This window comes from Yersinia fenwicki (assembly GCF_043099325.1).
In the GTDB taxonomy this organism is placed as follows: domain Bacteria; phylum Pseudomonadota; class Gammaproteobacteria; order Enterobacterales; family Enterobacteriaceae; genus Yersinia.
The window spans coordinates 848,051-867,949 of the sequence record NZ_CP170755.1 but is presented as its reverse complement, the minus strand read 5'-3'; the positions used below and the strand labels follow the sequence as shown (position 1 = coordinate 867,949).

The window sequence follows — 19,899 nt, the reverse complement described above, 5'->3', positions numbered from 1 at the left end:
GTTATCTCGCTGCTGCCATCAGGGCTTCAATCTCATCGGGATCTTTTACCACACTGGCGGTCAGATTTTCATTACCCTCTGCGGTAATCACGATGTCATCTTCAATCCGAATGCCAATACCACGATATTGCGGCGGAACATCGGCATCTGGCGCAATATATAAGCCCGGCTCAATAGTCAGCACCATACCCGGTTCAAGAATGCGACCACGCTCACTGTTGGTATAATCACCAACATCATGCACATCCAACCCCAGCCAGTGGCTCAGGCCGTGCATAAAGAATGGCTTGTGTGCCTGTTCAGCAATGAGCTGCTCGATATCTCCTTTCAGGATACCCAAATCAACCAAGCCGGTGATCATAATCCGCACGACCTGCTCCGTGACTTCGCGGATACTGGTGCCTGGCCGGAATAGCGCCAGTGCTTTGTTGATGGAGGCCAACACGATGTCATAAATCTCGCGTTGCGCTGGGGTGAATTTGCCATTAACCGGGAAAGTACGCGTAATATCACCGGCATAGCCCTGATATTCACAACCCGCATCAATCAGCACCAATTCACCATCCCGCAGTTCACACTCATTTTCGGTGTAATGCAGAATGCAGCCGTTCTCACCACCGCCGACGATCGTGTTATAGGCCGGATAACGCGCACCATGACGGGTAAACTCATGCAGAATTTCCCCCTCCAGTTGGTACTCGAACATTCCTGGGCGACATTTCTCCATCGCGCGGGTATGGGCTAATGCGCTGATTTCACCGGCTCGACGCAGCACAGCAATTTCTTCCTCTGACTTAAACAGACGCATTTCATGCAGCCATGGTCGCCAATCAGTCAAAGTTGCGGGTGCGCGTAGATTTTTACGAAAACCATTACGTAACTTTTCCAGCGCTGCAAAAACAATTTTATCTGCATAATCATATTGCCCCTGCGCGTGATAAATCACATCAAGGCGATTAAGCAGCAAATAGAGTTGCTCGTCGATTTCATCGAAAGGTAATGCGCGATCAACACCCAACTTCTCAGGTGCGGCCTCTTGCCCTAAACGGCGGCCAAACCAGATTTCAGCGGTTAAATCCCGCACCCGGTTAAACAGCACACTGTGGTTGTGAGTCTCATCGCTTTTCACCAGAATCAGCACCGCTTGCGGCTCATTAAAGCCCGTCAGATAGCTGAAATCGCTATTCTGCCGATAGGGATATTCGGAATCCGCACTGCGCGTGGCCTCTGGTGCTGCAAAAATAATAGCAGCACTGCCCGGGGCCATCTTCGTCAACAGCGCTTGACGGCGGTTCTGGTATTCTTGCTGAGTCATTACACTCTCCTGAAATATCCGATTTTTATCATTTAACGCATAACACTGACCCGTCTAGTGTAATGTCGGCTTGCGTATTTCCGGTGCAGTCGGTTTTTCTTGGGTAAATTCGATATGACACAAGATAGCCGCGACACGGACATACTCAATGACTTCTTCCAGTGATTGAGCTAATTCTTCCTGATCTTCATCTTCGTCATACCCTAACTGAGCGATATTCCGTAAATCATCAATAGCCTCACCCACTTCGTCTTTCACTTGCGCCAACTTCGGTTGCAGCATTCCAAGCCCTAACAGGAAATGGTTTACCCAGCCGGATAATGCATCAGCACGGTCAAAAACAGTCACTTCTTCCCCTTCAGGAATCAGCAACTGAAACATAAAACCTTCGTTTTCCAGCGCTTCTTGTGTTGCTTCATGTAACTGTTGTAACGGCAAACCCAGGGCTTGCGAGAAGGCAACACCCTCATTGGTCAGGTCATGCACCAGTGCGCGCCAGCCATCGTCTTTACTGCCTCCGCAAAGCATGCCGCTGATCAGGCCATGCATTTCAGCAGGGGTTAATGCCACTGCTTGCTGGTTCAATGCCAGAGCCAGTGATTGGTAAGTTGGTAATGTATTCTCTATAGACATGCGTATTGGTCATCGTTGGCAGGATAAGTTCGTGTTATGCTACCACCAAGAAAGGTCGCTATACCAGAAAACGCAATGCACTATATCCTATAGATTTCAATATGCAGGAAGCAGCAAAGCCTCTTGTCACTTGAAAAATAATGGATATATGCCCTAAATAATTCGAGTTGCATGAAGGCTGCGATTGAGTGAATCCCGCTGAGTTGACGACAGTCAATGATTCGGGCGAGCGAGAGCCGCCAACGCATATGCAGCTTGAAGCATGATGGGCATAAAGGGGTTGTATCTTGGTATTGAGATATATATAGTGACGCCCGCTTTGCAGCTACGAGCATTTTGCCTCTGGTTTTCAGGGCTGGCGCGAAATTAGTCAGGAAGGTGGCATGTCTGCACAACCAGTAGATATTCAAATTTTTGGTCGCTCGTTAAGAGTTAATTGTCCGCCAGAACAACAAGACGCGTTGAACATGGCCGCAGAAGATCTTAACCAACGGTTGCAAGATCTGAAAGTTCGCACTAGAGTCACCAATACTGAGCAGTTAGTTTTCATCGCGGCATTGAACGTATGTCACGAATTAGCTCAGGAAAGGTTGAAAACCCGTGACTATGCATCCAATATGGAGCAACGTATTCGGATGTTACAACAGACCATTGAACAGGCATTGCTTGAACAGGGTCGCATCTCTGAACGTCAGGATGCACAGTTTGAATAAATCTCTGTTGAATGATAGATTCAGCAGTGAGTAAAGAATTTCTCTGAGGTGTTCGTCAGCGGGTCAGTCCCCTGAGCCGATATTTAATACCAACAGAATGTAGTGCCTCCGTAACTGGTGCGCATGCTCGGTCCGCCGAGAAGCCTTAAGGTTGCGACGCTGCGTTCACCTTGAACCATGGGTTCAAGGGTTACAGCCTGCGGCGGCATCTCGGAGATCCCTTTCTTATCGTGTAATACGTATTTACGGTTATCACGTTCGTTTTGATACAGGCAGTTTTCTTCTTTAAGTCAATAACATGCCTCTAAATCCGCAGTATGCCCTTCAGCGGCAAAAAATTCGCAGTGAAATCCGTGAGCGTCGGCGTCTTTTGACTCCTGAGCAACAACAACAATCTGCCAATCTGGCCGCGAAACAAATCGCTTCCCACGATAAAATTCAGCAAGCTACTACTATTGCACTATTTCTCTCTTTCGATGGTGAGTTAGATACGGCCCCTGTTATCGAATTACTGTGGCAGCAGAAAAAACAGATTTATCTGCCGGTACTTCATCCTTTCTGCTCCGGCCATTTGTTGTTTCTCCACTATCGTCCTGATAGCCAGCTCATTCGTAATCGCCTGAACATTCTGGAGCCTCAATTAGATGTGCGCGATGTCTTGCCATTGAAACGACTGGATGTAGTGATAACGCCGCTGGTGGCGTTTGATGAAGATGGACAACGTTTAGGTATGGGGGGCGGATTCTATGACCGTACGTTGCAAAACTGGCAGCAGAGTGGCCCCTATCCTATTGGTTTAGCTCATGATTGTCAGCAGGTAGAGCACTTACCGAGTGAACATTGGGATGTGCCGTTACCAGAGATTGTGACACCGACAAAGGTGTGGCGGTGGTGAGAAGGCCTACGCAACGGTATAAAAAATAACAAAAAACCCAGCATCAGCAGATACCGGGTTGTCAGTTACTATCCACGCTACCAATACAATAAATATTAGTACAATAGGCGCGAGCGGATAGTCCCCGGAATCGCTTTCATTGCCTGTAAGGCTTTTTCTGCGTTTTCCGCATCATCAGTCTCAACGTCGATAACGACATAACCAATATCAGCGCTGGTTTGCAAATACTGTGCGGCAATGTTGACGTTCTGCTCAGCAAAGATTTTGTTGATGCTAGTCAGGATGCCTGGGCGGTTCTCATGGATATGCAGCAGGCGGCGAGTGTTATCACCGTGAGCTGGCAGAGAAACTTCCGGGAAGTTAACCGCAGACAGCGTAGAGCCGTTGTCGGAATACTTCGCCAGTTTACCAGCGACTTCATCACCGATATTTTCCTGCGCTTCTTGGGTTGAACCACCAATATGCGGGGTCAATAGCACATTATCAAACTCGCATAATGGTGAATTGAACGGGTCTTTATTGGACGCTGGTTCTTCAGGGAAAACATCGATTGCCGCCCCCGCCAAATGATTGCTTGCCAGCGCATCACAAAGTGCTGGGATATCAACCACCGTTCCGCGTGAGGCATTGATCAACATCGCGCCCGGTTTCATCAGAGCCAACTGCTCAGAGCCAATCATATTTTTGGTGGAGTGGTTCTCTGGCACATGCAAGCTAATCACATCACTCATATTCAGCAAGTCAGACAGATGACGTACCTGCTGTGCATTCCCCAGCGACAGTTTATTTTCAATGTCATAGAAGAATACTTTCATGCCGACACTTTCAGCCAAAATACCTAACTGAGTCCCGATATGGCCATAGCCGATAATGCCCAGTTTTTTACCGCGGGCTTCATAGGAACCGACTGCTAGTTTGTTCCACTCGCCACGGTGCGCTTTGGCATTGGCGGATGGTATACCGCGAAACATCAGCAATAACTCGCCCAGTACCATTTCGGCTACCGAACGGGTATTGGAGAAAGGTGCATTGAATACCGGCACACCACGTTTAGTCGCCGCTTTTAAATCAACCTGATTGGTACCGATACAGAAACAACCTACTGCAACCAACTTTTCTGCGGCTGCAAAGACTTCTTCGGACAGATGCGTGCGCGATCGAATGCCGATGAAGTGGGCATCACGAATAGATTCTTTCAGTGATTCGGTGTCTAAGGCACCTTTATGATATTCAATATTGCTATAACCGGCTGCACGCAGATTATCAACCGTGCTCTGGTGCACCCCTTCCACTAACAGAAACTTAATTCTGTCTTTCTCCAGTGATACTTTTGCCATGTCCCCGACCCTATTTTCAGACTTCAGATGTGGCTGCCGATATCGAATGAATCCGGTCAGCACCCAGTCAACATAACAAATATTTCGCCGGCAGCAATACAAACGATTGCCTGGCTATCAGCATAACAAACAGTGAAAATGTTAATTTACGGAATAAAAAACCAGCAGAAAGTGAGTTAATGGCAGGTTAAGAAAATGAAATGAGAAAATGTGATATATATCACTAAATTTAACCATTTTAAGAAAAGATATTTAAAAGCAAAAATTATCAGGATGAAGCAACCAAACCTCATCCTGAATACAGATTAGCTGATCACTTGAGTTCTACGGTTTTAACACCATCAGCAGTGCCAATTAGTGCAACATCAGCACCTCGATTGGCAAATAACCCCACAGTGACAACACCGGCAATATTATTAATTTTATTTTCAAGCGCAATGGCATCCAAAATAGTCAGATTATGGACATCCAAAATAACATTGCCGTTATCAGTCAAAACATTCTGGCGATATTCAGGTAATCCGCCTAATTTCACCAGTTCGCGAGCGACATAAGAACGCGCCATCGGGATAACCTCGACCGGCAGCGGAAATTTACCCAGCACATCAACCTGCTTGGAAGCATCGGCAATACAGATAAATTTACGTGCAATGGCCGCAATGATTTTCTCGCGGGTCAGAGCCGCGCCGCCGCCTTTAATCATCTGCATTTGGCCGTTAATTTCATCAGCTCCATCGACATAAATGTCCAACTCGTCGACTTCGTTGCAATCAAACACCTGAATGCCATAACTTTTCAGTTTAGCGGTAGAGGCATCAGAGCTAGAGACAGCTCCCTCGATCTGGCCTTTGATGGAAGCGAGAGCATCGATAAAATGTGCCGCAGTTGAGCCAGTACCGACCCCAACGATAGTGCCAGGTTTGACATACTGTAATGCTGCCCAGCCCACTGCTTTTTTAAGTTCATCCTGAGTCATGGTAAGTTCACGCCTTGATGTGAAAGAAAACCTGACGTCATTATAGAGCATATAAGTGATAAAACGTCGCAATAAAGCCAACTCATGTGATGGTTAATTTTAGCTGGATCACAGTCATGTTGGTTTATTTGTGGCGAGCCCTATGGCATTCCAACGTAGATAAATGATCAAAATGTGGCATAGTGCGGTATTAACTTAATATTTGGAGAGATGACTCCGATGAAACGCCCAGACTACCGTACGCTACAAGCGCTGGACGCGGTGATCCGTGAACGCGGCTTTGAACGCGCTGCACAAAAACTTTGCATCACCCAATCGGCGGTATCTCAACGCATTAAGCAGTTGGAGAATCTGTTCGGTCAACCACTGTTGGTGCGCACTGTGCCCCCCCGGCCAACGGAGCAAGGGCAGAAATTACTCGCCTTGCTGCATCAAGTCGAATTGCTGGAAGAAGAGTGGCTCGGCAATGATAACGGTGGTGATACACCGCTGCTACTATCATTGGCAGTCAACGCCGACAGCCTGGCAACCTGGCTCCTGCCAGCATTAAAACCGGTATTGGCAGACTCGCCTATCCGGCTGAATTTACAAGTCGAAGATGAAACCCGAACTCAAGAACGGTTACGCCGTGGCGAAGTGGTGGGTGCGGTCAGTATCCAGCCGCAACCGCTGCCAAGTTGCCTGGTCGATCAGCTCGGCGCACTGGATTACCTGTTTGTTGCCTCAAAACCCTTTGCAGAACGTTATTTCCCCAATGGGGTGACCCGCTCGGCATTGCTGAAAGCACCTGCGGTCGCCTTTGACCATCTGGATGATATGCATCAGGCGTTTTTACAGCAGAATTTCGATTTGTCGCCGGGCAGCGTGCCCTGCCACATCGTTAACTCATCAGAAGCGTTTGTACAGTTGGCAAGACAAGGCACCACCTGCTGTATGATCCCGCATCTGCAAATTGAAAAAGAGTTAGCATCCGGTGAGTTGATTAATCTGACGCCGGGATTATTGCAACGGCGGATGCTGTTCTGGCATCGATTCGCGCCAGAAAGTCGGACGATGAGAAAGGTAACTGACGCCCTGTTATCTTACGGGCGTCAGGTATTACGGCAAGACTAGCTTATTTGGCAGCAGAGGCTGGCGTGTTAGAGTTAGTTTTCAGCTCAAATACCACATCAACCTGATCATCGAAATGAATAGTCTGCTGTTCGTAAGTTTGGGCAGCATCAGTGGCTGGTGCTGCTTCAGCACTTTTGAACATACGCGCTACCGGCATTGGCTGGTAGTTAGCAACATGGTAGCGAATGCTGTATACCGGCCCTAATTTCACCTTAAATCCATCAGCCAATGCACCCGCCTGACTAATGGCATTTTCAATGGCTTTTTTACGCGCCTGTTCACGGTAAGTGTCCGGGTTGGCAACACCCAGTTCCACGGCACGAATCTCATTCAGGCCTGATTTTAACGCGCCATCCAGTAACTCATTTAACTTATCCAGTTGGCGCAGTGTCACCTGAACCTGCCGTACCGCACGATAACCCTTCAATACGGCTTCACCGGTTTTTTGGTAATCGTATTCAGGCTGGGTGCGAATATTAGCAGCATTGATATCTTTTTTCTCAATACCACTCTTACGCAGAAAATCAAAATATTGTGCGACGCGGATATCTGCCTGTTTTTTGGCATCTGCGGCATCTTTGGCTGAAACACTCACTTCAATGTCAATAGTAGCGATATCCGGTGTTGCATCAACACTGGCGGTGCCGGAGGTAACAACATGCGGCCCTTCTGGCACTTCGGCGGCCTGAACTTGTAGCGCCAAAGGTAACGTCCCTAATCCCATCATTGCGGCCAAAGCCAATGTCTTCAACTTCACGGAAGCCTCCTAAGATAATCATAATAAAACTATAAACTAAATAATTCGAGTTGCATGAAGGCGGCAACTGAGCGAATCCCCAAGAGCTTACACAAGTCAGTAACTGGGGTGAACGAAGGCAGCCAACACACATGCAGCTTGAAGTATGACGGGTATAAGACAACCGTAGCATATCTTACTGAATTAGGGATTCGGATTAATGATAAAACTTACAGGTTCAATCCTTGTCGTGCTAACTGAAAAGCGATAAACCACATCACTCCGCCCACCAACAAATTGATTATCCGCTGTGAGGTAGGCCGATTAAGCCACGGCGATAGCCACGCAGCCAGTAATGCCAGAGCAAAAAACCAGGCAACTGAGGCGCTTACGGCACCAAAAGCAAACCAAGGCCGAACATCCGGCAATAACTGGCCTCCCAAGCTCCCCAGCACCACAAAGGTATCCAGATAGACATGCGGGTTAAGCCAAGTCACTGCCAATAATGTCACGATAATGCGCCAGCGCCCTTGAGCACCAGCGGCAACTGCAGCAGATGAGCTATCTCCACGCCATGCGGCCATCAGCGCCCCCCAGCCATACCATAACAAAAACGCCACGCCGCCCCAGGTGACCAGAGCCAGCAGCAAGGGAGAGCGGTTCAGTAAGGCGCTACCGCCAAAAATACCGGCGCAAATCAAGATGATGTCACTAAGGGCGCACAGTGATGCACTCATCAAATGATGTTGCCGCTTAATTCCCTGATTCATCACAAAAGCATTTTGCGGCCCAAGGGGGAGGATCATGGCTGCACTCAGGGCAAAACCTTGCAAAAATACGGCTAACATACTGTTACCTTTAAATAATACTCAAGACTGGTTGAGATAATTGGAGAGGAATTAGCAGCATAGTACGGGGATAAAACCATCAGAGGAAATTGATATTTCTTATCTACTATAAGTAAAACTAATAATTAATAAACTGAAGCTCGCACGGGAGAAAAATAAATGAAAAAGAGAAAAAACGGGCTAAAAATAGCCCGTATTGACCGCTGGCCAAGTCAACTGAAGGGGAATCGTACCGTTGGGGTCGTAGCGACAGCGTCGCCGGAGCGCCCCTAGGTACGGTAACCCCTTCACTCACTGGCTATCAGCAGCTATGCTGTCGGAGCAGATTCTGCTTTATTAACCTGATGCAAATGCACGTCCATCTGTGGATATGGAATGCCGATTTTGTGAGCATCCAATGCACGTTTGAAGTTTTCCATCAGATCCCAATACACTTCCGTGGCATCGCCATTAGTGGTCCAGACTCGCACGGTAAAGTTTAATGACGAGGCAGCCATCTCATTCAGACGCACGGTAACCCCTTTGTCATGCATAATGCGTGAATCGGCTGCAATAATGTCACCCAGCACTTTCTTCACCACATCAATATCAGCATCGTAGGAAACACCGATAACCATATCTGTACGACGGTTCGGTTCACGGCTGGTATTGATTATATTGTTGGCGATAATTTTACCGTTCGGTACAACAATGATTTTGTCATCAACCGTCCGTAGCGTGGTTGAGAAAATCTGTACCTGCACCACGGTACCTGCTACACCACCCAGATCGACGTACTCACCCGCTTTAAAGGGACGGAAGGCCACCAGCAACACACCTGCGGCAAAGTTGGACAGAGAGCCTTGTAGCGCCAAACCAACGGCTAAACCCGCCGCACCGATGACCGCAATCACTGATGCGGTTTGCACCCCAAGACGCCCTAGAACCGCCACGATTGTGAAAGCCAGAATGCTGTAACGCACCATTGCTGCCAAAAAATCCGCAACAGTGATATCAATTCCGCGCAATTTCATCACTCGGCCAAGCATGCCAGAAACCACTTTGGCAATGATCGAACCCACAATCAGAATCAATAAGGCTGCGATTAGATTAACCGCATACTGAATCAGTAACTCCTGATTATTCACCAACCAGGTACTCGCTTCATTGATTCCATCAACTACGTTTAATTCTTCCATTTAAACCACCCTACAAAAAAGCCCCCGCTGGGGAGATTAAGCAAAAATTACCGCCATTGTTAACCAATATGACAGCCATGCCTGTTTAGGGTAACCAACAATAGGTCGTGTTGCCAATTTTGATCGCAGGCAAACGAACGAAAATAGATACCCACTATCACTTCGTCATTATCTCTATGCAGCCAGCGCAATAAACGAAAAAAGGCCCCGCAGGGCCTTTTCAATCAGTCAAAGTGAGACTGAATTACAGTACGTCGATTGCGTTCAGTTCTTTGAATGCCAGTTCCAGACGGGCAATCATTGAAGTCTGAGCAGCACGCAGCCATACGCGTGGATCGTAGTATTTCTTGTTCGGCTTATCAGCACCTTCTGGGTTACCCAGTTGGCCTTGCAGATAGCCTTCGTTCTTTTTGTAGTAGTTCAGAATACCTTCCCATGTTGCCCATTGGGTATCGGTGTCGATATTCATTTTCACTACGCCGTAGCTAACTGCTTCTTTGATTTCAGCAGCAGTTGAACCTGAACCACCGTGGAACACGAAGTTCAGGCTGTTGTGTGGCAGATTGTGTTTCTTAGAAACATAATCCTGAGAATCACGCAGAATAGTTGGGGTCAGTTTCACGTTACCTGGTTTGTAAACACCGTGCACGTTACCGAAAGAGGCCGCAATAGTGAAACGCGGGCTGATTGCGTTCAGTTTTTCGTACGCGTAATCAACATCTTGTGGCTGAGTGTACAGAGAAGAAGCGTCCATGTGGCTGTTGTCCACGCCATCTTCTTCACCGCCGGTGCAACCCAGTTCGATTTCCAGCGTCATACCCAGTTTTGACATACGAGTCAGGTACTTGCTACAAATTTCGATGTTTTCTTCCAGGGACTCTTCAGACAGGTCGATCATGTGAGAAGAGAACAGTGGTTTGCCGGTTGCAGCGAAGTGTTTTTCGCCCGCATCCAACAAGCCGTCTAACCACGGTAGCAATTTCTTGGCGCAATGGTCGGTATGCAGAATGACTGGAACACCGTAGTGTTCAGCCATCTGATGCACATGGTGCGCACCAGAGATAGCGCCCAAGATTGCCGCACCTTGTGGTACGTCAGTCTTAACGCCTTTACCTGCGATAAATGCTGCACCACCGTTAGAGAACTGAACGATAACTGGCGCACCCACTTTGGCTGCTGTTTCCAGCACTGCGTTGATAGAGTCGGTGCCTACACAGTTAACCGCTGGCAGAGCAAATTTGTTTTCTTTTGCTACTGCGAACACTTTCTGAACGTCATCACCTGTGATGACACCTGGTTTTACGAAATCAAAAATTTTAGACATGTACGTTGTCCTGTTTCGTCGACTGAAGATAGCAGCTATCCGAAAGGATAGGCCCTAAATGTAAATCGGTTTTCGCCAGCCTAAAGCCCACGAGCTTCATTAGCTAAAAGCGAAACATTGGCTAAAAACGAAACGGGCGGCTCTCGCCCCCCGTTATCTAAATTACTGCTTAGCGCGCTCTTCCAGCATCACAACTGCTGGTAGTTTTTTCCCTTCTACGAACTCAAGGAAAGCACCACCGCCGGTGGAGATGTAGGAGATTTTGTCAGCAATACCGAACAGATCGATAGCTGCCAGAGTGTCACCACCGCCCGCGATTGAGAATGCTTCGCTCTCTGCGATGGCGCGAGCCACTATCTCGGTCCCTTTACGGAAGTTAGGGAACTCGAACACACCAACTGGGCCATTCCACAGAATAGTTTTGGCATTTTTCAAGATCTCAGCCAGACGCTCTGCAGATTCGTCGCCCAAGTCCAGAATTTGTTCGTCATCTTTGATTTGGTTAGCTGGTTTCAGCGTTGCAGTGGCAGTTTCAGAGAACTCGGTCGCAACACGCACATCTGTAGGTACTGGGATATCACAAGTTTCCAGCAGACGTTTTGCTTCTGGAATCAGGTCTGCTTCATACAGAGATTTACCGACGTTGTTGCCTTGAGCGGCAACGAAGGTATTGGCGATACCGCCACCAACAATCAGTTGGTCTGCAATTTTAGACAGAGCACCCAATACAGTCAGCTTGGTTGAAACTTTAGAACCACCTACGATGGCAACCATTGGACGCGCTGGGTTACCCAGTGCTTTGCCCAAGGCTTCAAGTTCTGCTGATAACAGCGGGCCAGCACACGCGATAGGGGCAAATTTACCTACGCCGTGAGTAGAAGCCTGTGCGCGGTGAGCAGTACCAAAAGCATCCATCACATAGACATCACACAGTGCTGCATATTTCTTGGACAGCGTTTCGTCGTCTTTCTTTTCGCCTTTGTTAAAGCGAACGTTTTCCAGAACAACCAACTCGCCAGCTGCAATTTCAACGCCGTCCAGATAGTCTTTCGCCAAACGTACCGGAGCAGACAATTTGTCTTTCAGGTAATTAACCACTGGCAGCAAGGAGAACTCTTCGTTGTACTCGCCTTCGGTCGGACGACCCAAGTGAGAGGTAACCATTACTTTAGCGCCTTGCTTCAATGCCGCTTCAATTGTCGGCAGAGATGCACGGATACGCGCATCAGAAGTCACTTTGCCATCTTTTACCGGAACATTGAGGTCCGCACGGATCAGCACGCGTTTGCCAGCCAGATCCAGATCGGTCATCTTAATTACAGACATGGTGAATCCTCTTGTTGATTCTCTTTAAAGTTGCATAAGCTGCACATCAACGTTGATAAAACCGCAGTAAAACACGGAAAAAACAATACGTTAGCATGCCATACTAGAAACCACTTCTGGCCATCGCCAATGTCGTATCCAACATTCTATTGGCGAAACCCCATTCGTTATCGCACCATACCAACGTCTTAATCAGGTGCTGCCCACTAACCCGCGTCTGGGTGCAATCGACAATCGCACTGTGCGGATCATGGTTAAAATCGGTCGACACCAATGGTAATTCCGTATAGTCAACTATACCACGAAATGAACCTCTTGCTGCCTTTTGCAAAAGCTGGTTAACCTCGCTCACACCAACCGGGCTTGTAACGCTGACGCTTAAATCGATAGCCGTTACATTGATCGTTGGCACTCGTACCGAGATAGCTTCAAACCTGTCACAAAACTTCGGAAAAATACGGGTAATCCCTGCCGCCAGTTTGGTATCAACGGGGATAATGGACTGGCTTGCTGCTCGGGTACGGCGTAAATCCTGATGATAAGCATCAATAACAGGCTGGTCATTCATTGATGAATGAATGGTGGTGACAGTGCCGGATTCGATGCCAAAGGCTACATCCAACAACTGAATAATAGGAATAATACAGTTCGTAGTACAGGAGGCGTTGGAAACAATTCGGTGGTCCGCCTGTAAGTCCTGATGGTTAACACCATAAACCACTGTAGCGTCCAAATCATGTCCACCGGGATGAGCAAACAGTACCTTTTTGGCACCGGAGGTTAAATGCGCCTCGCCATCTGCACGGCTACCATAAACACCGCTACAATCCAGAACTACATCAATTCCTAACTCACCCCAGGGTAACTGCCCTATTTCTGGCTGATGTATCAGCCGGATAATATCGTCCCCGACGTATAATTTGTCACATTCCTGACGAACATCCCAGGCAAACCGGCCATGGCTAGAGTCATACTTCAGCAGATGGGCCATCCCTTCTGCATTAGCTAACTCATTAATTGCAACGACTGAAATCTCGGCCCGACGACCTGACTCATACAATGCGCGTAAAACGCTACGACCAATACGGCCAAAGCCATTTATCGCTATGCGGATTGTCATGTTACTTCCTATTTCTGGTTATTATCATGCAACCCCATAGCGTACTTCAGCGCACCCTTAGATGTTAATCGTCTTATCACAATTCAGCCAGAATACTCCCGGCTTTTTCCTCAGCGAAATCGTCTGAAATGGAAAATGAATCATGACTGAAACGCTTCAGCCAGAATAAACCAAACTAATCATAAAAGGAATATCTGCCTGATAAAGGGCACAATTCATCCATCAACTGGTGAAAAAAAAGACCGCCGAAGCGGTCTTTTAACAGGTGCATTACTGAGATTCTCATCACCATTTACAGTGATTCATCGCATTGGTAACGTCATGCTGTTTGAGCAAAAACTATTTCAACAACGCCTGAGCTTTGGCCACTACGTTTTCTACGGTGAAACCAAACTCTTTGAACAACAATTCAGCTGGAGCAGACTCACCAAAGCTGTGCATCCCCACCACTGCGCCATTCAGACCGACGTATTTGTACCAGTAATCAGCAATGCCCGCTTCAACTGCAACGCGCGCGCTAACCGCAGATGGCAATACAGATTCACGGTAAGCCGCATCTTGTTTGTCGAATGCATCTGTCGATGGCATAGACACAACCCGCACTTTACGACCAGCAGCAGTCAGTTGATCAGCAGCAGCAACCGCCAATTCAACTTCAGAACCAGTGGCAATAAAGATCAGTTCAGGCTGGCCCGCACAATCTTTCAGCACATATGCGCCTTTAGATATATTGGCTAACTGCTCAGCAGTACGTGGCTGTTGTGCCAGATTCTGACGAGAGAAGATAAGTGCGCTTGGGCCGTCTTTACGCTCCAGTGCATATTGCCATGCTACCGCAGACTCAACCTGGTCACATGGACGCCAAGTGCTCATATTGGGTGTCACACGCAAGCTTGCCATCTGCTCAACTGGCTGATGGGTTGGGCCATCTTCGCCCAGACCGATAGAGTCATGGGTGTAAACAAAGATGCTGCGGATTTTCATCAGCGCGGCCATGCGTACTGCGTTACGGGCATATTCCACAAACATCAGGAAGGTTGCGCCGTAAGGGATGAAACCACCGTGTAGAGCAATACCATTCATAATGGCGGACATACCAAACTCACGCACACCGTAGTGAATGTAGTTACCCGCTTGGTCATCGCTCAGAGATTTAGAGCCAGACCAGATAGTCAGGTTACTTGGAGCCAGGTCAGCAGAGCCACCGAGGAACTCAGGCAACACTTTACCGAAAGCTTCCAGCGCATTTTGCGATGCTTTACGACTAGCAATTTTGGCAGGATTGGCTTGTAACTCTTCGATAAATTTCTTGGATTCAGTCGCCCAGTTAGCTGGCAGCTCACCGCTGACGCGGCGTTTGAATTCAGCAGCCAGTTCCGGATACGCTTTAGCGTAAGCGGCGAACTTCTCATTCCAGGCAGCTTCTTTTGCTTTACCAGCTTCTTTAGCATCCCACGCGGCATAGATATCCTGTGGAATTTCGAATGCTGCGTATTTCCAACCCAATGCTTCACGGGTCGCGGCAACTTCATCAGCACCTAATGGTGCACCATGTGAATCATGGGTGCCGGCTTTCTTCGGTGAACCAAAACCGATAATGGTTTTGCACATCAGCAGTGATGGTTTGTCGGTCACTTTGTGTGCTTCTTCGATAGCCGCCTTGATGGAATCAGCGTTATGACCATCAACACCACGAACCACATGCCAGCCGTAAGCTTCGAAACGAGCAGCGGTGTCATCGGTGAACCAGCCTTCAACATGGCCGTCGATAGAGATACCGTTGTCATCATAGAATGCAGTCAGTTTACCCAGCTTCATGGTACCAGCCAGTGAGCAAACTTCATGAGAGATGCCTTCCATCATGCAGCCATCACCCATAAAGGCATAAGTGTGGTGATTGACGATGTCATGGCCTGGGCGGTTAAACTGTGCACCCAGTGTGCGTTCTGCAATCGCAAAACCCACCGCGTTGGCAATGCCCTGACCCAATGGGCCAGTGGTGGTTTCTACGCCAGCGGTATAACCATATTCAGGGTGACCTGGCGTTTTAGAGTGTAACTGACGGAAGTTTTTCAGTTCTTCCATTGGCAGATCATAACCAGTGAGATGCAGCAAGCTATAGATCAACATGGAGCCGTGACCATTCGACAAGACGAAACGGTCGCGGTCAGCCCAGTGCGGATTAGTTGGATTATGGTTCAGGTAATCACGCCACAGAACTTCGGCAATATCTGCCATGCCCATAGGGGCGCCGGGGTGGCCAGAATTCGCTTTTTGCACTGCGTCCATGCTTAGTGCGCGGATCGCGTTGGCAAGCTCTTTACGAGAGGACATGTTTTACTCCAGGTCGGATTAAAAAAATCGTTCAAGGTTACCATTTTCTCAGACTCAGCATTGAAACGGCAATCACTAAAACCAAATGAGCTATAACTTCCATATTTATAACCAATGGAATCTGCTGATTTTCAGAATAAAGCTATAGTACTCACGCTGACAGAGCATTAATCTCCACTACCCATTGTCAGTCATAGTGCGCAAGAGTAGTAGAAGTCGCGCTGACACAATAGCTATTAATGCAATTGCTGTAATGTAGCAATAAATACCACATAACCACAGGAAGAAAGTGTTATGAAAATTCGTACATCAATGATTGTACTGAGCCTTACCGCATTACTTAGCGGCTGCCAAAATATGAATACCGACGGCTTGATGCAGTCGGGTGCTCAGGCCTTTCAGGCGGCAACCCTGAGTGATGCTGATGTCAAAAACCTCAGTGAGAAATCATGTGCGGAAATGGATCAAAAGGCCCAGATAGCCTCCGCTGATAGTGCCTACGGCAAACGTCTGGCTAAAATCTCAGCCGCATTGGGTGATAATATCAATGGCACCCCAGCAAACTATAAGGTTTACGTCACTAAAGATGTGAACGCCTGGGCGATGGCAAATGGCTGTATCCGTGTTTACAGCGGCCTGATGGACATGATGACCGACAATGAAGTGGAAGGCGTACTCGGCCATGAAATGGGTCATGTAGCATTAGGCCATACCCGCAAAGCCATGCAAGTGGCCTACGGTACAACAGCACTACGCACAGCAGCTGCATCCGCGGGTGGGGTTGCAGGGCAACTGTCGCAGTCTCAGTTGGCTGACATTGGCGAGAAACTGGTGAATGCTCAATTCTCGCAAAAACAAGAAAGCGAAGCGGATGATTACTCATTCGATCTGCTGAAAAAACGCGGTATCGATCCAAACGGTTTAGTCACCAGCTTCGAAAAATTGGCGACCATGGAGGCAGGCCGTACTAGCAGCATGTTTGACGATCACCCATCCTCACAGGCCCGAGCCGACCATATCCGCCAACGCATTGCCACTGAAAAATAAGAGTTACCGCCATATAAATACGCACGTCCCACAACAGGGGCGTGCGTCCTATAATTCGTATATGAAAACGGCTACTCGTTATCCCCAGTCAGATTAATCTCGATCTGATCACCCTTGATCCGTACAGGATAGGTGTTCAAATCGCGATCCCCCGGCTCACGTAAGCATTGTCCGGTTCGAATATCAAACAGTGCGCCGTGCAATGGGCACTCGATAGTTTCACCATCCATGAAACCCTGACTTAACAATGCATTGGCGTGGGGGCAAATGTCTTCCATTGCGAAATATTCCCCCTCCACCAGATAGATACCTATCCTTTTACCCTCAGCCTGAGCAGAGAAAGGAAAGTCCGGCTTGACGTAATTGACCTTACAAACAGTTAACCACCCCATTGAATAGCCTCCACCAGCACAGTACAGATAAAATCACTTATATCAGTGTGGTTGAGATTGAGCCAATCGCCAGTAGGTGTAGCAACAAAAAGGGCAAACCTGAGTTTGCCCTTAAAGTGATGTTAATCAGCAGCTAATATCTATTCATCTTCAAGATAAGTATAACCATACAGACCGGCTTCAAACTCTTCCATAAACTGAGCTTGTAACTCGGCATCTAGATCGGTTTTTTCCACTTGACCACGGAATTGCTTCAGCAATTTCGCTGGATTCAATTGCACGTATTCCAGCATATCTGCGACGGTATCACCTTCGTCGGTCTGTTCAAACTCAACCGTGCCATCAGGGAAGACAAACACATCGACTGCCGCGGTATCGCCGAACAAGTTGTGCATATTACCCAGGATTTCCTGATAGGCTCCGACCATAAAGAAGCCCAGCAGTGGTGGGTTTTCTGCATCATACGGTGGCATCGGCATAGTCGTTGCCACACCATCGCCATCGATATAATGATCGATAGTCCCGTCGGAGTCACAGGTGATATCCAACAAGACAGCACGGCGCTCAGGTGGCTTATCTAAGCCCTCCAATGGCAACACCGGGAAGAGTTGATCGATACCCCACGCATCCGGCATTGACTGGAACAGCGAGAAATTCACATATAGCTTGTCAGCCATACGTTCTTGCAGCTCATCAATGATTGGTCGGTGTGCTCGGTTGCTCGGATCCAACTGCTTTTGGATCTCGTTGCAAATACTCAAATACAGTTCTTCAGCCCACGCCCGTTGCGTCAGTTCCAACATGCCGTGAGCATACTGGGTATGAACATCGTGCAAGTCCATCTGGCTATCGTGAAGCCATTCGCGCAGAGAGCGACGATTTTCTGGTTCTTGCATTTCCAACCAGGTGTCCCACAAGCTTTCCAGGGCGCGTGGCGCATCGGCTGCTGGCGGTTGTGGCTCATTGAACTCATTACGTTCCACGCCGATAACATTGGAAACCAGCACGGTATGATGTGCGGTAACTGCACGGCCCGACTCAGTAATTACAGTTGGGTGCGGCAAACCATGTTCATTACAAGCATCACCAATCCCCCAAATAACGTTATTGGCATATTCATTCAAGCCATAGTTAACTGAGCAATCTGATTGGGAACGGGTCCCTTCGTAATCCACGCCTAAACCACCGCCGACATCGAAACACTGAATATTGACGCCCAGTTTGTGGAGTTCCACATAGAAACGGGCAGATTCACGTACGCCAGTGGAGATATCACGGATGTTGGACAGTTGAGAGCCTAAATGGAAATGCAGCAGTTGCAGGCTTTCCAGACTATTGGCTTCACGTAGCATATCAACCAACTGCAACACTTGGGTCGCGGACAAACCGAATTTGGATTTCTCACCACCGCTCGCCTGCCATTTGCCGGAGCCTTGTGAAGCCAGACGCGCGCGAACACCCAAGCGCGGGACGACGTTCAGGCGCTCGGCTTCTTCCAGTACCATTTTGATTTCTGACATCTTTTCGATGACCAGATAAACCTTATGGCCCAGTTTTTCACCGATCAATGCCAAGCGGATATATTCACGGTCTTTATAGCCATTACAGACGATGACTGAGCGAGTCATACCAGCATGCGCCAGAACTGCCATCATTTCGGCTTTAGAACCCGCTTCCAGCCCTAACGGCTCACCAGAATTGACCAGTGACTCAATAACCCGGCGATGCTGATTGACCTTAATTGGGTAAACCAGGAAGTAATCGCCTTCATAACCAAACGACTCACGAGCACGTTTAAATGCATCATTAATTGAGCGTAGGCGATGTTGTAAAATTTGCGGGAAACAGAATAACGCAGGCAGGCGTTGCCCCTGCTCAAGCTGCATCTTTTTGACCAATTCAGCTAGATCGACACGTGCCTCACGGACATCCGGATCAGGACAAACACTGATATGACCGAGCTCATTGACGTCATAGTAGTTGCCACCCCAGTAGGCGACGTTATACGTGCTCAGCATCTTGCTGGCATTACGATCATTCATGGCAACCTCCTGCATGGAGCGTAAAGAAACATGTGCGCCCGCAGCTGACGGACGGCCAATCAAGTTATCATCAGACATAATTCGCCTCTATTGCGATACTGACGATAAAGTCAGCCACTATCGCAGCTACAACCAACAAGGACAACCCGCGTGAATGCCAAATTGGCAGAATATTACGCTGGAAAGCGCGATCCACGAGCGGTTTATCTCAGCTATTCATTACCCAAAACAGGGTAAAACACGTTTAAATGTAAAATACGTTTGACTGTAAATACGTATTGAGATTTTGTGAATCGGATTAGCCGCAAAGTCCTTAAGCTAGCCAGACTCAGTGCTGTAGGCGGTAATTAACCGGCCCGCGAATCCTGCGTCGCACCCATATGGGTGTAACATCGCCTTGATGGTGTACAAGAAAGGGAGGTTGCAAGGGGGGATTGAACGTCAGAACGACGCAGCTGTTGATGTGCAGCAACCAGTAGACAACGGATCATTAATCCAACCACCTCCACGCATGCCGTTCGTGATGAACGAACAAGACTCAATATAATAGACATAAGTAACAGTACGATG

17 protein-coding genes and 1 other RNA gene are annotated in these 19,899 nt (G+C 48.1%); 5 read left to right on the top strand and 13 right to left on the bottom strand.

All coding sequences use genetic code 11. The features are described from left to right. Position 1 precedes the first annotated feature (1 nt). Positions 2–1,315, bottom strand: a complete 1,314-nt coding sequence (gene pepP / locus ACF3VQ_RS03965; RefSeq protein ID WP_392433488.1) for a Xaa-Pro aminopeptidase — start codon at positions 1,313–1,315, stop codon at positions 2–4. Positions 1,316–1,369: 54 nt separating this feature from the next. Then, a complete protein-coding gene (locus ACF3VQ_RS03960) occupies positions 1,370–1,948 on the bottom strand; it encodes a YecA family protein (RefSeq protein WP_005164114.1) in 579 nt (192 codons plus the stop codon). Positions 1,949–2,331: 383 nt separating this feature from the next. Between ACF3VQ_RS03960 and zapA the strand changes: the two genes are divergently transcribed. The 3 genes from zapA to ACF3VQ_RS03945 all read left to right on the top strand — a co-directional run bounded on the left by zapA (position 2,332) and on the right by ACF3VQ_RS03945 (position 3,556). Further along, a complete protein-coding gene (gene zapA / locus ACF3VQ_RS03955) occupies positions 2,332–2,661 on the top strand; it encodes a cell division protein ZapA (RefSeq protein WP_004706812.1) in 330 nt (109 codons plus the stop codon). Positions 2,662–2,698: 37 nt separating this feature from the next. Then, a non-coding RNA gene (ssrS, locus tag ACF3VQ_RS03950) (6S RNA) lies at positions 2,699–2,882 on the top strand. A 77-nt stretch (positions 2,883–2,959) separates the two neighbouring features. After that, positions 2,960–3,556: a 5-formyltetrahydrofolate cyclo-ligase gene (locus ACF3VQ_RS03945; RefSeq protein WP_392433487.1), complete on the top strand. Its 597-nt coding sequence runs from the start codon at positions 2,960–2,962 to the stop codon at positions 3,554–3,556. A gap of 95 nt (positions 3,557–3,651) precedes the next feature. On the opposite strand, the gene serA is transcribed toward ACF3VQ_RS03945, so the two are convergent. Both serA and rpiA read right to left on the bottom strand, forming a co-directional pair. Further along, complete coding sequence (gene serA, locus ACF3VQ_RS03940) at positions 3,652–4,893, bottom strand: phosphoglycerate dehydrogenase (RefSeq protein ID WP_392433486.1); 1,242 nt, start codon at positions 4,891–4,893, stop codon at positions 3,652–3,654. 313 nt (positions 4,894–5,206) lie between these two features. Next, entirely contained in the window at positions 5,207–5,869 is a 663-nt protein-coding gene (rpiA, locus tag ACF3VQ_RS03935; RefSeq protein ID WP_392433485.1) for a ribose-5-phosphate isomerase RpiA, read from the bottom strand. Between the two features lie 219 nt (positions 5,870–6,088). Between rpiA and ACF3VQ_RS03930 the strand changes: the two genes are divergently transcribed. Then, the gene (locus ACF3VQ_RS03930; protein WP_005163344.1) at positions 6,089–6,982 is read left to right on the top strand and encodes a LysR family transcriptional regulator ArgP; all 894 of its coding nucleotides are present in this window, start codon (positions 6,089–6,091) and stop codon (positions 6,980–6,982) included. Between the two features lies 1 nt (position 6,983). On the opposite strand, the gene ACF3VQ_RS03925 is transcribed toward ACF3VQ_RS03930, so the two are convergent. The 7 genes from ACF3VQ_RS03925 to tkt form a co-directional block, all read right to left on the bottom strand. Then, a complete protein-coding gene (locus ACF3VQ_RS03925) occupies positions 6,984–7,739 on the bottom strand; it encodes an oxidative stress defense protein (protein WP_392433484.1) in 756 nt (251 codons plus the stop codon). Positions 7,740–7,948: 209 nt separating this feature from the next. Next, complete coding sequence (argO, locus tag ACF3VQ_RS03920; RefSeq protein ID WP_392433483.1) at positions 7,949–8,566, bottom strand: arginine exporter ArgO; 618 nt, start codon at positions 8,564–8,566, stop codon at positions 7,949–7,951. A gap of 308 nt (positions 8,567–8,874) precedes the next feature. Then, the gene (gene mscS / locus ACF3VQ_RS03915) at positions 8,875–9,744 is read right to left on the bottom strand and encodes a small-conductance mechanosensitive channel MscS (protein ID WP_392433482.1); all 870 of its coding nucleotides are present in this window, start codon (positions 9,742–9,744) and stop codon (positions 8,875–8,877) included. Positions 9,745–9,988: 244 nt separating this feature from the next. Then, positions 9,989–11,068 carry a class II fructose-bisphosphate aldolase gene (gene fbaA, locus ACF3VQ_RS03910; RefSeq protein ID WP_005173534.1) on the bottom strand — a complete coding sequence of 360 codons (1,080 nt, stop codon included), beginning with the start codon at positions 11,066–11,068 and terminating at the stop codon, positions 9,989–9,991. A 162-nt stretch (positions 11,069–11,230) separates the two neighbouring features. Next, positions 11,231–12,394: a phosphoglycerate kinase gene (pgk, locus tag ACF3VQ_RS03905; RefSeq protein ID WP_392433481.1), complete on the bottom strand. Its 1,164-nt coding sequence runs from the start codon at positions 12,392–12,394 to the stop codon at positions 11,231–11,233. 103 nt (positions 12,395–12,497) lie between these two features. Continuing rightward, a complete protein-coding gene (gene epd, locus ACF3VQ_RS03900; RefSeq protein WP_392433480.1) occupies positions 12,498–13,514 on the bottom strand; it encodes an erythrose-4-phosphate dehydrogenase in 1,017 nt (338 codons plus the stop codon). Positions 13,515–13,853: 339 nt separating this feature from the next. Beyond that, positions 13,854–15,848, bottom strand: coding sequence for a transketolase (tkt, locus tag ACF3VQ_RS03895; RefSeq protein WP_005157073.1), 1,995 nt, complete (start codon positions 15,846–15,848; stop codon positions 13,854–13,856). A 294-nt stretch (positions 15,849–16,142) separates the two neighbouring features. On the opposite strand from tkt, the gene ACF3VQ_RS03890 reads away from it, so the two are divergent. Further along, the gene (locus ACF3VQ_RS03890; protein WP_392433479.1) at positions 16,143–16,895 is read left to right on the top strand and encodes a M48 family metallopeptidase; all 753 of its coding nucleotides are present in this window, start codon (positions 16,143–16,145) and stop codon (positions 16,893–16,895) included. Between the two features lie 71 nt (positions 16,896–16,966). Here the strand turns inward: ACF3VQ_RS03890 and ACF3VQ_RS03885 are convergent, their stop codons facing one another. Both ACF3VQ_RS03885 and speA read right to left on the bottom strand, forming a co-directional pair. Further along, positions 16,967–17,287, bottom strand: coding sequence for a non-heme iron oxygenase ferredoxin subunit (locus tag ACF3VQ_RS03885; protein ID WP_392433478.1), 321 nt, complete (start codon positions 17,285–17,287; stop codon positions 16,967–16,969). 140 nt (positions 17,288–17,427) lie between these two features. After that, the gene (gene speA, locus ACF3VQ_RS03880; protein ID WP_392433477.1) at positions 17,428–19,407 is read right to left on the bottom strand and encodes a biosynthetic arginine decarboxylase; all 1,980 of its coding nucleotides are present in this window, start codon (positions 19,405–19,407) and stop codon (positions 17,428–17,430) included. Positions 19,408–19,899: the final 492 nt, after the last annotated feature.